Origin of the sequence: Streptomyces sp. WAC06614, assembly GCF_003949795.1 — a bacterium.
In the GTDB taxonomy this organism is placed as follows: domain Bacteria; phylum Actinomycetota; class Actinomycetes; order Streptomycetales; family Streptomycetaceae; genus Streptomyces.
Genome location: NZ_RPRY01000217.1, coordinates 1 through 11,942, shown reverse-complemented (window position 1 = coordinate 11,942; position 11,942 = coordinate 1). Strand labels below are relative to the sequence as shown.

Annotated in this window: 14 protein-coding genes; 2 read left to right on the top strand and 12 right to left on the bottom strand. The window is 74.9% G+C overall.

Going from position 1 to position 11,942, the window contains the following annotated elements; translation table 11 throughout:
* Positions 1-25: 25 nt before the first annotated feature.
* Both EF918_RS24690 and EF918_RS24685 read right to left on the bottom strand, forming a co-directional pair.
* A complete protein-coding gene (locus EF918_RS24690) occupies positions 26-916 on the bottom strand; it encodes a polysaccharide deacetylase family protein (protein WP_260610612.1) in 891 nt (296 codons plus the stop codon).
* Positions 913-1,824: a polysaccharide deacetylase family protein gene (locus tag EF918_RS24685; RefSeq protein WP_125650598.1), complete on the bottom strand. Its 912-nt coding sequence runs from the start codon at positions 1,822-1,824 to the stop codon at positions 913-915. Before EF918_RS24685 ends, EF918_RS24690 begins: the two co-directional genes overlap by 4 nt.
* 151 nt (positions 1,825-1,975) lie before the next feature.
* On the opposite strand from EF918_RS24685, the gene EF918_RS24680 reads away from it, so the two are divergent.
* Entirely contained in the window at positions 1,976-3,160 is a 1,185-nt protein-coding gene (locus EF918_RS24680) for a methyltransferase domain-containing protein (protein ID WP_185921903.1), read from the top strand.
* On the opposite strand, the gene EF918_RS24675 is transcribed toward EF918_RS24680, so the two are convergent.
* Genes EF918_RS24675 through tsaB form a run of 5 tightly spaced genes read right to left on the bottom strand, consistent with a single transcriptional unit; the run spans position 3,096 to position 6,417 of the window.
* Entirely contained in the window at positions 3,096-3,767 is a 672-nt protein-coding gene (locus EF918_RS24675) for a hypothetical protein (protein ID WP_185921902.1), read from the bottom strand. The genes EF918_RS24680 and EF918_RS24675 overlap by 65 nt on opposite strands.
* Before the next feature lie 38 nt (positions 3,768-3,805).
* Positions 3,806-4,075 (bottom strand): hypothetical protein, encoded by a 270-nt coding sequence (locus EF918_RS24670; RefSeq protein ID WP_125650596.1) that lies wholly within the window; start codon positions 4,073-4,075, stop codon positions 3,806-3,808.
* Entirely contained in the window at positions 4,072-5,223 is a 1,152-nt protein-coding gene (tsaD, locus tag EF918_RS24665; protein ID WP_125650594.1) for a tRNA (adenosine(37)-N6)-threonylcarbamoyltransferase complex transferase subunit TsaD, read from the bottom strand. Before tsaD ends, EF918_RS24670 begins: the two co-directional genes overlap by 4 nt.
* Entirely contained in the window at positions 5,216-5,758 is a 543-nt protein-coding gene (gene rimI / locus EF918_RS24660) for a ribosomal protein S18-alanine N-acetyltransferase (RefSeq protein WP_125650592.1), read from the bottom strand. The genes tsaD and rimI overlap by 8 nt, the downstream gene beginning before the upstream one ends.
* A complete protein-coding gene (tsaB, locus tag EF918_RS24655; protein ID WP_125650590.1) occupies positions 5,755-6,417 on the bottom strand; it encodes a tRNA (adenosine(37)-N6)-threonylcarbamoyltransferase complex dimerization subunit type 1 TsaB in 663 nt (220 codons plus the stop codon). The genes rimI and tsaB overlap by 4 nt, the downstream gene beginning before the upstream one ends.
* Before the next feature lie 164 nt (positions 6,418-6,581).
* Between tsaB and EF918_RS24650 the strand changes: the two genes are divergently transcribed.
* A complete protein-coding gene (locus EF918_RS24650; RefSeq protein ID WP_125650588.1) occupies positions 6,582-7,154 on the top strand; it encodes a hypothetical protein in 573 nt (190 codons plus the stop codon).
* A 33-nt stretch (positions 7,155-7,187) separates the two neighbouring features.
* On the opposite strand, the gene EF918_RS24645 is transcribed toward EF918_RS24650, so the two are convergent.
* The 5 genes from EF918_RS24645 to EF918_RS24625 form a co-directional block, all read right to left on the bottom strand.
* Positions 7,188-7,391 (bottom strand): hypothetical protein, encoded by a 204-nt coding sequence (locus tag EF918_RS24645; protein ID WP_125650586.1) that lies wholly within the window; start codon positions 7,389-7,391, stop codon positions 7,188-7,190.
* Positions 7,392-7,516: 125 nt separating this feature from the next.
* Entirely contained in the window at positions 7,517-8,083 is a 567-nt protein-coding gene (tsaE, locus tag EF918_RS24640) for a tRNA (adenosine(37)-N6)-threonylcarbamoyltransferase complex ATPase subunit type 1 TsaE (RefSeq protein WP_125650583.1), read from the bottom strand.
* Entirely contained in the window at positions 8,046-9,230 is a 1,185-nt protein-coding gene (locus EF918_RS24635; protein ID WP_125650581.1) for an alpha/beta fold hydrolase, read from the bottom strand. The genes tsaE and EF918_RS24635 overlap by 38 nt, the downstream gene beginning before the upstream one ends.
* The gene (gene alr, locus EF918_RS24630; RefSeq protein ID WP_125650579.1) at positions 9,223-10,368 is read right to left on the bottom strand and encodes an alanine racemase; all 1,146 of its coding nucleotides are present in this window, start codon (positions 10,366-10,368) and stop codon (positions 9,223-9,225) included. Before alr ends, EF918_RS24635 begins: the two co-directional genes overlap by 8 nt.
* A 314-nt stretch (positions 10,369-10,682) precedes the next feature.
* The coding region (locus EF918_RS24625) for an NAD(P)H-hydrate dehydratase (RefSeq protein ID WP_125650577.1) at positions 10,683-11,942 on the bottom strand (1,260 nt) is incomplete at its 5' end.

Below are 11,942 nucleotides of genomic sequence, written 5' to 3'. Positions count from 1 at the left end.
AGCGGGGGCCGGGGGCCGGGGGCCGCTAGAGGTAGTCCTCCAGGCGGCCGATCCGGAAGCCCTGTTCCTGGATGTGCCGCAGCATGCGGGTGGTCATCTGGGTCTCCGTCGTGCCCTTGAGCTCCGACGGGCCGCGGAAGTGGGCCAGGACGATGTCACCCGGCTTCAGGGCGTCGCCCTCGGCGTACTGGAAGTTGTTGATCTGCATCGACACCTTCCACAGCACCAGGGCGGAGACGCCGCACTCGGAGGCGGCGCGCAGGGTGTCGTCGTTGTAGTTGCCGTACGGCGGGCGGAAAAGCTGGGGGCGCCGGCCGAAGCGCTGCTGGAGGCGGTCCTGCTGGCCGCATATCTCCTTCTTCTGCGCCGCGTAGGACAGCGTCCGCAGGTTCGGGTGGGTCAGCGTGTGGTTGTTGACCACGCTGCCGGCGCCCGTGTCGCGCAGCTTCTGGAAGTGGCCGTAGTCCGACGAGGCGACGCTGTCGGTCAGGAACATGCTGATCGGCAGCTTGAGGTCGGCCGCCATCTTCAGGAACTCGGGGTCCTTCTCGGCGCCGTCGTCGAAGGTCAGGAAGACGATCTTCTCCCCGGCCGGCACGGGTATTCGGTCGACGACCGGGACCTTCCCCGGACCGGCCTGCGGCAGGTGCGGCCGGGTGGCCGGGCGCGGGGCGAACTCCAGGGGCCGGGTCAGGCCCCACTTCTTGTACGCGTCGTCCGCGGCGGGCGTGCCGGAGGAGGGGGAGGCCGAGGGCCCCGGCCGCGCGCTCGCCGAGGGGTCGGCGCCCTGGACCTCCTGGCTCGTCTGGCGGCCCAGCCGCTCGATCGGGTCCACGCTCTCCCCGCACCCCGCCAGGGTGAGCGCGAGCGCGCCGGCCGTCAGCGTCCCGGCCAGCGACCGGCGCGCGTTCCTCACAGGTAGTCCTCCAGCCGAGCCACGGCGTATCCCTTGTCCGTGACGGTCTTCATGACCTGGCGGACCATGTCGGGCATGGTCCCCTTCCAGTCCTCCCGCCCCCTGAAGTGCGTGAGGATGATGTCCCCGGGGTGCAGGTCACGGTCCCACTCCCGGTATTCCATTTTGTCGGGGAACGCCTCGGCGTTCCAGATCGGGACGTATGCGATCCCGCACGACTTGGCGGCCTTCAGCGTGTCCTCGTTGTAGTTGCCGTACGGCGGCCGGAAGAGCTTCGGCACCGTGCCGAACTCCTTGTGGATGGTCTCCTGCTGGCCGCAGATCTCGCGCCGCTGCTTCTCGTACGACAGGCCCGGCATGTAGCGGTGGTTGAGCGTGTGGTTGTTCAGCGTGACGCCCGTGGCCTGCATGCCCTTGAAGTACTTGTAGTTGTCGCGCACGAGGTAGTCGCTGAGGAACGCCGTGTACGGGATCTGCAGCTCCTGCATCATCTTCACGAACTGCGGGTCCTTCTCGGCCCCGTCGTCGATCGTGAGGAAGACGACCTTGTCCTCGGTCGGCACGGTGGTGAACACCGGCGGCAGGTTCTCCTGGTCCTCGACCTCGAAGCCCTCGCGCGCGGTGATCTCCGGCTTCTCCTTGGGCGCCGGCGGGGCGCTCAGCGGCACCTTGGCCAGGCCCCACTTCTTGGTCGCGGCGATCCGCGCCTGCGCCGCCGCCTTGGCCTTGGCCGCCTGGTCGAGGGCGCCGCCGGCCATCCCGGCGCCGGCCTTGGGCTGCGGCCGCTCGGGCTTGGCGGACTCCGAGGAGCCGCAGCCGGTACCGAGAGCGGCGACCACGAGTGCGGCCAGGGCCGCCATGCCCAGGCGGGCGGACCGGCGGGGCGGCCGGTGGGCCGCATCCCGCATATTTTGTTCCGTTTTTCCTACTAGCTGCATAGTTGCGGATGGTGTCACCGGGACCCGCCCGTTCCCGGCCGACACCGCGCACGGCGGCCCGCACTTCCACCGACTGGCGCACACGGAAGGGCCGGCGCCCCCGCTGGCCGACAATGAAGCCGTGAACGACCTCGACTTCGCCGCCCTGCTCACCCCCGAAGGCCGCGCCCTGCTGGACTCCCTGCGCGACTACGACCCCGCCCAGGAACTCTCCGTGGCCACCCGGCTGCGCCGGGAGCACCCCGCCGGGCTGGTCTCCGCCGCGCTCGGGCAGGCCCGGCTGCGGCAGCGGGCGGTGGCGAAGTTCGGCGCCGAGGACGCGCTCCGGATGTACTTCACCCCGCACGGCGCCGAGATGGCCACCCGCGCGGCCGTGGCCGCGTACCGGGCGGAACGGATGGCCGCGCTCGGCGTCCGCAGCGTGGCCGACCTGTGCTGCGGCATCGGCGGCGACGCCATCGCCCTGGCCCGCGCCGGTATCCGGGTGCTGGCCGTGGACCGGGACCCGCTGACCGTCGCCGTGGCCCGGGCCAACGCCGCGGCGCTGGGCCTGGCCGACCTGATCGAGGTGCGCGAGGCCGATGTGACCGAGGTCGACACCGCCGGCCACGACGCGGTCTTCCTGGACCCCGCCCGGCGCGGCGGCCGGGGCCGGACCTTCGACCCCGAGGCCTACTCGCCGCCGCTGTCCTGGGCCGTCACCGCCGCCCGTACGGCGCCGTACGCGGCCGTCAAGATCGCCCCGGGGATCCCGCACGAGGCGGTGCCGGCCGAGGCCGAGGCCGAGTGGATCTCGGACGGCGGGGACGTGAAGGAGGCCGTGCTCTGGTTCGGCACCACCCCCGGCGCCGTCCGGGCCACCCTGCTGCCCGGCCCGCGCACCCTGCACACCACCGAGCCGCTGCCGGACCCGCAGCCCGGGCCGGTCGGCCGCTACCTCTACGAGCCCGACGGCGCGGTCATCCGCGCCCATCTGGTGGCCGAGGTCGCTGCCGCGCTCGACGGCCGGCTGATCGACCCGACCATCGCCTACGTCACCGCCGACGCGCTGCGGCCCACGCCGTACGCCACCGCGTACGAGATCACCGACGTGCTGCCCTTCCACCTCAAGAAGCTCAAGGCCCTGCTGCGCGCGCGCGGGGTGGGCGTGCTGACCGTCAAGAAGCGCGGCTCGGCGATCGAGCCCGAGGAACTGCGCCGCAAGGTCAAGCCGCAGGGCCCGAACTCCGCGACCGTCTTCCTCACCCGTGTGGCGGGGGCACCGTCGATGCTGATCGGCTTCCCGGCAGCAGCGCCCGGGGCGTGAAGGCCCGCACCGCCCAGCGGTAGTGGGCCACGGCCTTCGCCCCGCCCAGCAGCCCGGTGACCCACAGGATCGTCCCCATCCCCATCAGGTACGTGACCTCGCCGTACGTCTGGGCGCCCGGCCGGGCGCCCAGCGCGGCCCCGAGCGACACCCACAGCCCGACCGCGCCCAGCGCGCACGAGGCCAGCAGCCACACCAGGCTCCGGCCGGGCGAGCGCAGCCGGGCGTCCGCGGCCGGGTCGGGGTCGGTGGCCGCCCACGCGGCCAGCAGCCGGCGCACCTGGCGGTCGCGCCGGACGCCCCGGGCGAACCAGAACCCGGCGGGGACGAGCACGCCCGCGCCCAGCACGCCGTAGACCACCCCGACCAGGTCCTCCAGCCGCTGGTCCTGCTCGAACGACATCAGCGCCAGGCCCACGCAGGTCCAGCCCAGCGTGACCACGGCCGCGATCACCCAGAGCAGCAGCAGCCGCCCCAGCCCCAGCTCCTGCCGCCCCAGCTCCGCCAGGAACCGGGCGCGGTCGGCCCGTACGACGCTGTCGTCCAGCCAGGCCCGCAGATGCGCGGGCGGCGGCGGGGGCGGAAGATCACGGCGAGGCATGGTCATGACCATAACGGGACCGGCCACCCCGGACGACCCGCTCGTCAGGACACGGTCTCGACGGACTCGAAGCGCCAGCGGTGCACCGGACGGGTGATCAGTTCGGCGTCCGGCTCGGGCAGTTCGGGCAGCTCCGCCGCGAGGGAGTCCGTCTGCCACCAGGTGAGCACCAGCACCCGGTCCTGGGGGGCCATGAACGTCTCGCGGCGCAGCGGGTCCCTGGACAGCACCTGGGCGCGGGCCCACTCCAGGAGTTCACCGCCGCGGCCGGTGACCGCCCTGGCCTCCCACATCAGGGTGACGGTGGTGCTCATGAGTACAGGTTGTCCTTGCTGAGCTCGTGGACGTGGTCGTGGTCGTGCGCGTGGCCGTGCCCGTGCCCGTGGCCGTGCCCATGCCCGTGACCGTGGTCGTCCGCCGGGCCCGGGACGTGGGGGTCGGTCACCGGCAGCGAGGAGTCCGCCGACAGGTCCCAGGCCGAGGCGGTCCGGTTGCGCCTGACCATCTCCGCGCCCAGGGCCGCGACCATCGCACCGTTGTCGGTGCACAGCTTCGGCCGCGGCACGCGCAGCACGATGCCGGCGTCGTCGCAGCGCTCCTGGGCCAGCGCCCGCAGCCGGGAGTTGGCGGCCACACCGCCGCCGATCATCAGGTGGTCGACGCCCTCGTCCTTGCAGGCGCGGATCGCCTTGCGGGTGAGCACGTCCACCACCGCCTCCTGGAAGGACGCGGCCACATCGCGCACCGGCACCTCCTCGCCCGCGTTGCGCTTGGCCTCGATCCAGCGCGCCACGGCCGTCTTCAGCCCCGAGAAGGAGAAGTCGTACGCCGGGTCGCGCGGCCCGGTCAGCCCGCGCGGGAACGCGATGGCAGCCGGGTCGCCCTCCTTGGCCAGCCGGTCGATGACCGGGCCGCCGGGGAAGCCCAGGTTCAGCACCCGGGCGATCTTGTCGAAGGCCTCGCCCGCGGCGTCGTCGATGGTCGCGCCCAACGGGCGGACGTCGGAGGTGATGTCCGGGGCCAGCAGCAGCGAGGAGTGCCCGCCCGAGACCAGCAGGGCCATGGTCGGCTCGGGCAGCGGCCCGTGCTCCAGCTGGTCCACGCAGATGTGCGAGGCCAGGTGGTTGACCCCGTAGAGCGGCTTGCCCAGCGCGTACGCGTACGCCTTGGCCGCCGAGACGCCGACCAGCAGCGCGCCGGCCAGGCCGGGGCCGGCCGTCACCGCGATGCCGTCGAGGTCCTTGGCGCTGACCCCGGCCTCCTTCAGGGCGCGCTCGATGGTCGGGACCATCGCCTCCAGGTGGGCCCGGGAGGCGACCTCGGGCACGACGCCGCCGAAGCGGGCGTGCTCGTCGACGCTCGACGCGACCGCGTCCGCGAGCAGGGTGGTGCCGCGGACGATGCCGACGCCGGTCTCGTCGCAGGAGGTCTCGATGCCGAGGACGAGGGGTTCGTCAGCCATGGTTCTCACTTCGCAACGGGGCAGAGCCGGCGGTGGAGCCGGCCGGATCGGAAAGGCGCATCACGAGCGCGTCGACGTTGCCCGGCTGGTAGTAGCCGCGGCGGAAGCCGATCGGCTCGAAGCCGAAGCGCTCGTAGAGCTTCTGGGCGCGGGTGTTGTCCACCCGGACCTCCAGCAGCACCTCGGCGCACTCGAAGGCGCTGGCGGCGCGCAGCAGGTCGGTCAGGAGCCGGGCGCCGAGCCCGGTCCCCCACTGGTCACGGGCGGCCGCGATGGTCTGGACGTCGGCCAGGTCGCCGGCGGCGGCCAGGCCGGCGTAGCCGACGATCCGGCCGGTGCGCCCCGCGGCGGGGCCGCCCTCGGGCTGCTCCTCGGCCACCACGTAGTGCCGGGTGGCCTGCGGGCCGCGGGCGTGGGCCAGCTCGGACCAGAACATCCCGGCGGACCAGGCGTCCTCGGGGAACAGCTCGTGTTCCAGTTCCAGCACGGGCTCGATGTCCCACCAGCGCATCGGGCGCAGGACGGTGCGGGTCACTGGGGGGTGACCACCTTGTAGTTCTTGGGTACCTGGGCGTCGGGCCGGCGCAGGTAGAGCGGGGTGGGCGGCAGGAACGTCCCGCCGGCCGCCAGCCGCTCCGCGGCCAGCGAGGCCAGGGCCGCGGCCGACTGGTGCTCGGGCCCGCGGGCGTCGGGGAAGACCTCCGGGTACAGCAGCGCGCCGGCGCCGACCGCCGGCAGGCCGGCGACCTGCTCGGCGATGTCGGCCGGGCGGTCCACGGCGGGCTCCCCGGTCCGGGTGCGGCCGTCCTCGTAGCGGGCCCAGTAGACCTCCTTGCGGCGCGCGTCGGTCGCGACCACGAACGGGCCCTCGACCCCGGCCGCCCCGGCCGCCCAGGCCAGGCCGTCGAGGGTGCACAGGCCGTGGACGGGCACCCCGAGGGCGGCGCCGAAGGTGGCGGCGGTGACCAGCCCGACGCGCAGTCCGGTGTAGGGGCCGGGGCCGACGCCCACGACGAGGTCGGTGACGGCGTCGAGCTTCAGCCCGGCCTCGGCGAGCACCTTGTCCACGGCGGGCAGCAGCAGCTCCCCGTGGCGGCGGGCGTCGACCTGGTCGGAGCGGGCGACGACGGACTCACCGTCGTGCAGGGCGACGGTGACGGCGGGCGTGGCGGTATCTACGGCGAGCAAGAGCACGCGAACAGCCTACGACTGTCCGCACCGGGCCCGGTGCGGACGGTTCGGCGCCGCCCCTGCTGCTACCTTCGAACCGATCACGTATCCGGGTCCGTCCGGACCACGGATCGCTCCACACGTATCCGGGGGACGACCCCAGGGAAGTCCGGGGAAGGGAAGCCAAGGTGGCACGCAGCAGCTCGGGAATCGTGGCCGGGCTCACCGCGGTGGCGCTCGCCGCGGTCGGCTTCCTCGCCTACCAGGCGTCCGCGACCGCGCCCGCCAAGCCCGCCGCCGCCGGACAGCAGCAACAGCAGCAGCCGGCCGCCGGTGCCCCCGCGCAGCCCTCCGCGCCGCAGGCCGCGGGCAAGGCCGGACCGGTCCCGGAGAACTCGGGCACCGGGACGCGGGTGGTCTACTCGATCGGCCAGAAGCGGGTGTGGCTGGTCGGCGCCGCCGACGCCGAGCCGCGCAGCTTCACGGTGATGCCGAGCACCGTGCACCCCAAGCCCGGCTCGTACGTGGTCGGCTCGCGCTCGGGCGCGGTCACCGGGTCCGACGGGGTCGCGGTCGAGCACGTGGTGCGCTTCGCGCTGAGCGAGGGCGGTGTGGTGATCGGCTTCAGCGCCCGCGCGGACGGTCAGGTCCCGGCGCCGGACCCGGGCAAGAAGACCGGCGGCATCCGGATGAGCCGGGCCGACGGCGACGCGATGTGGAACTTCGCGACGATCAACACCAAGGTCGTCGTCGTCCCGTAATTCACCCGTTCGGCTGCGCGGCAAGCTGCCTCGTCAGGCCGCCTCGGACTCCGGGGCGGCAGCGGCGGGCGGCGGTCCGGCCGGCTCCACGTCCCGGCCCGCGCCGGCCTCCCGGCGCCGCGGCGGGGTGGAGACGGCGTTCGCGGCGGCGCAGGAGGCCAGCAGCGCCTGCATGGACAGCGGCCCGGCGGGCACGGCGGACGGGCGGGGTACGTCTTCGCGCTCTGCTGCCGACATGGGCTGCCTCCTGGACCCGGGACGCCGCACTTAGGTACACCTAACCAGCTCTCGGTACCATGTCATCACGCATCCCACCGCGGACGCAATATCTTGCCGACAGCTTGTCGGCACCTCGTCGGGAACTACGCCCCGGCACGGTCCCCGGCATGGTCGCCCGCGTGCTCCCCTGCGAGCTTCGCCAGCTCCGCGGCCTCCCAGCGCCCGCCGACGCCGCGCAGCGAGACCTGCCGGACGTCGTCCAGGACCTCCTCGTGGCCCACCGCGCGGGCGATCACCACGTGCAGCCGGTCCTCCGACAGGTCCTCGACCTTGCCGTCGCCCCACTCCACGACGACCACCGAATCGGGCAGCGAGACGTCGAGGTCCAGGTCCTCCATCTCGTCCAGTCCGCCGCCGAGCCGGTACGCGTCCACGTGGACCAGCGGCGGGCCGTCCACCAGCGAGGGGTGCACCCGGGCGATGACGAACGTCGGCGAGGTCACGGCCCCGCGCACGCCGAGGCCCTCGCCCAGGCCCCGGGTCAGCGTGGTCTTGCCCGCGCCCAGCTCGCCGGTGAGCAGGACGAGGTCCCCGGGGCGCAGCAGGGCCGCGATCCGGCGGCCCAGGTCCTGCATCCGCTCCGGGGAGTCGACGGTGATGACGGCCTCGGCGTCAGCCGTTCGGGGGTGTGCTGCGTGCGGTGCTTCCATACGCGCCAACGTTAGCCGCTGCCGGCACCGCGCCGGTGCGCACCAGCAGCTCGGCCAGCAGGGCCGTGACCGTGTCGGGGCGCTCCAGCATCATCAGGTGGCCGGTGCTCTCCAGGACGGTCAGCTCCGCGTCCGGGAGCACGGCCTTGATCGCCTCGCTGTGCTCCGGCGGGGTGATCATGTCCCGGTCCCCGCCGATCACCGTGACCGGAAGGGCGGCGAAGCGGGCGAGGGCCTCGGTCTTGTCGTGGGTCTGGAAGGCCGGGTAGAACTCCGCGACCACGTCGATCGGGGTCGCCTCGATCAGCCGTTCGGCGAACCGGGCCACGGCCGGGTCGACGTCGCGCGAACCGAACGAGTAGCGCTTGACCGTGCCCGCGAACAGGTCGGCGGTGGCACGCCGGCCCCGTTCGACCAGCTCCGCCTGCGAGCCGAGGGCCTTGAGCACGCCCGGCAGCACCCGGCGTACGGCGTTCATCCCGGCGGCCGGGAGGCCGAAGGTGACCTCGTCGAGCCGACCGCTGGAGGTCCCGATGAAGGCCGCGCCCACGACCCGGTCACGGACCAGCTCCGGGAACTGCTCGGCCAGCGCCATGATCGTCATACCGCCCATGGAATGACCGACGAGGACCAGCGGGCCCTCGGGGGCGGTGGTGTCGATGACGGACTTCAGGTCCCGGCCGAGCTGGTCGATGGTGACCGGCTCGCCGTCGGCCTGGGCCAGGCCCCGGGCGGAGCGGCCGTGGCTGCGCTGGTCCCAGTAGACGGCCCGGACCCCCAGGGCGCGCAGCGCGGCGCGCTGGAAGTGCCAGGCGTCCTGGTTCAGGCAGTAGCCGTGGCACAGGATCACGGTGGCGACGGGCTGACGGCGGCGCAGCCGGCGCCGCTTGGCCGGCTCCTCCGGGGGCTCGTCCACCTCGTGGTGCAGCAGCGTGCCGTCCTCGGCACGGGTGGTGCCCTCGGTCCCGCGCAGGGATCCGTAGGGCGCGGTGGCGTCCAGGGCCAGGCGCGCCTGACGGCGCATGCCGCGGCCCACGGTGAGCCGCTCGACGGCCACTCCGGCCGCGGCGCCGGCGGCCAGCACGCCGATCGCCGCGCCGGCCCAGCCGGCGCGGCGCCAGGTGTCGGCCGCCGGGTTCTCAGCCATGGAGGTAGACCCTGGGCACTCGGGCGCCGATGCGGGTGACGATCTCGTACGCGATCGTGCCCGCGGCCTGGGCCCAGTCCTCGGCGGTGGGCTCGCCGTGCTCCCCGGGCCCGAACAGCACGGCCTCGTCCCCGCTGCGGACGGTGGGCTCGTCGGGGCCGAGGTCGATCACGAACTGGTCCATGGCCACCCGCCCGGCCACCGTGCGCACCGCGCCGCCGACCAGGACCGGGCCGCGGCCGGAGGCGTGCCGGGGGATGCCGTCGGCGTACCCGGCCGGGACCAGGGCGAGGTGGCTGCCGCCGGCCGGGGTGACGTAGTGGTGGCCGTAGCTGACCCCGTGCCCGCCGGGCACCCGCTTGACCAGCGCCACGGAGGCCTTGAGGGTCATGGCGGGCCGCAGGCCCAGCTCCTGGGCGGTGCCGAGCTCGGGCGCGGGCGAGACGCCGTAGACGGCGAGGCCGGTGCGCACGAGGTCGAAGTGGCTCTCGGGGAGGGTGAGCGTGGCGGGCGAGTTGGCGATGTGCCGCACCTCGGGCTCGATCCCCTCCTTCTCGGCGAGGGCGAGCATGTCGCGGAACGCGGCGAGCTGGAGCTCGATGGAGGGGTGGCCGGGTTCGTCGGCGCAGGCGAAGTGCGACCAGAGCCCGGTGACCTTGACGGTGCCCTCGGCCTCGGCGGCGACGGCCGCGCCGACCAGGTCGGCCCAGTCGCCGGGCTGACAGCCGTTGCGGCCGAGGCCGGTGTCGGCCTTGAGCTGGATCCGGGCGGTCCGCCCGGCCGCCCGGGCGGCGGCGCGTACCTCGTCCAGGGCCCACATCCCGCTGACGGCGACGTCGAGATCGGCCTCGACGGCCTCCCGCCAGGGCCCGCCGGGCGTCCACAGCCAGCACAGCGTCCGCGCCGTGATCCCGGCCGCGCGCAGCGCGAGCGCCTCCTGCGGCGTGGCGGTCCCGAGCCAGGTCGCCCCCGCCTCCAGGGCCGCCCGGGCACAGGCCACCGCGCCGTGTCCGTAGCCGTCGGCCTTGACCACGGCCATCAGCTCGGACCGGGGGGCCCGCTCGCGCAGTGCGCGCACGTTCCCCCGTACGGCGTCAAGATCGATCTCGGCGTGCACGCGCGGCGGTGTCTCGTTCATCGCGCCCAGTCTCTCAGAACCCACCGCCCCACTTGCGGGGGCCGCTGCCGCGGCGGCACATGTTTCGCATGTCCGGGGGCGGAAGCCGGTGCGGCCCGGGGCGGGCCGGGAACCGCTGTCGGCCCGGGGCGGGCCGGGAACCGCTGTCGGCCCCGGGCGGGCCGGAACCACGCACCGACCCGACGGGCGCCCCGCGCCCCTTGCCGGCCGGGCGGACCGGGCCGACGGCTCCGGTCGGAGGCCGGCACCGGGCCGCCCAGGCACCCGGGGCGGGGCCGGGAGCCGGTGCGGCGCGGGGCCGCGGTCGGTGGTTGCTACGGGTGGTGGACGGTGCGCCAGGCCGTGGGAAGGGCTTCGGCCACCTGTCGGGCGGTGAGGGGGGCGCCCGCGGCGGCGTGTCGGGCGGCCAGGCCGTGGAGGTAGGCGGCGACCGATGCGGCGTCCAGCGGGGCGAGGCCGGCCGCCAGGAGGGACCCGGCCAGGCCCGACAGGACGTCGCCGCTGCCGGCCGTGGCCAGCCACGGGGTCCCGGTCGGGTTGACCCGGACCCGTCCCGCCGGGTCGCACACCACGGTGGTCGAGCCCTTGAGCAGCACGGTCGCGCCGTAACGCTCCGCCAGTTCCCGCGCCCGGCCCAACCGTTCCGCCTCGACCGTGGCCCGGTCCACCCCGAGCAGCGCCGCGGCCTCGCCCGCGTGCGGGGTCAGCAGGGTGGGCGCCGTACGCCGCCGCAGTGCCTCCGGCGAGAGCCCGCGCAGGCCGTCGGCGTCCACCAGGACCGGGACGTCGTCCCGGGCCAGCAGCCGTTCGACCTCGGCCGGGCGGCCGTCGCCGAGCCCCGGCCCGGCCACCCACGCCTGGACCCGGCCGGTGCCGATCAGCGTCTCCGGGAACCGGGCCAGGACCTCGCGGTCGGCCGGACCGACGTAACGCACGGCCCCGGCCCCGCCGCGCAGTGCGCCGGCCACCGCCAGGACGGCCGCGCCCGGGTACTGGCCGGACCCGGCGAGCACCCCGACCACACCACGCCGGTACTTGTCGCTCTCCGCGCCCGGTACGGGCAACAGCGCGGCCACGTCCGGGTCCTGGAGGACACCGAGCGCCGGCTCGGCGGGCAGGGCCAGGCCGATGTCGACCAGCCGCACCGCGCCGGTGTGCGTGGCGCCGGGGGCGATCAGCAGACCCGGCTTGTACGCGCCGAAGGTGACGGTCACGTCCGCGGTGACCACGGCGCCGGCCACCTCGCCGGTGTCGGCGTCGACCCCGCTGGGCAGGTCGACGGCGACGACCGTCGCACCGGCGGCCCTGGCCTCGGCCGCCTGCGCGGCGAGCGCCGCCGCGGGCGGGCGCAGGCCGCCGCGGCCGCCGATGCCGAGCAGCCCGTCGAGGACCAGGTCCAACCGGGCCGGCAGCCGCTCGACGAGGCGGCCGCCGGCCGCCAGGAGGGCGGCGAGGCCACCGCCGTGGACCCGGCCGGGGTCCATCAGCACGGCGTACACCCCGGCCCCCCGCCGAGCCAACCGCGCCGCGGCGTACAACGCGTCGCCCCCGTTGTCCCCGTTCCCGACCACCAC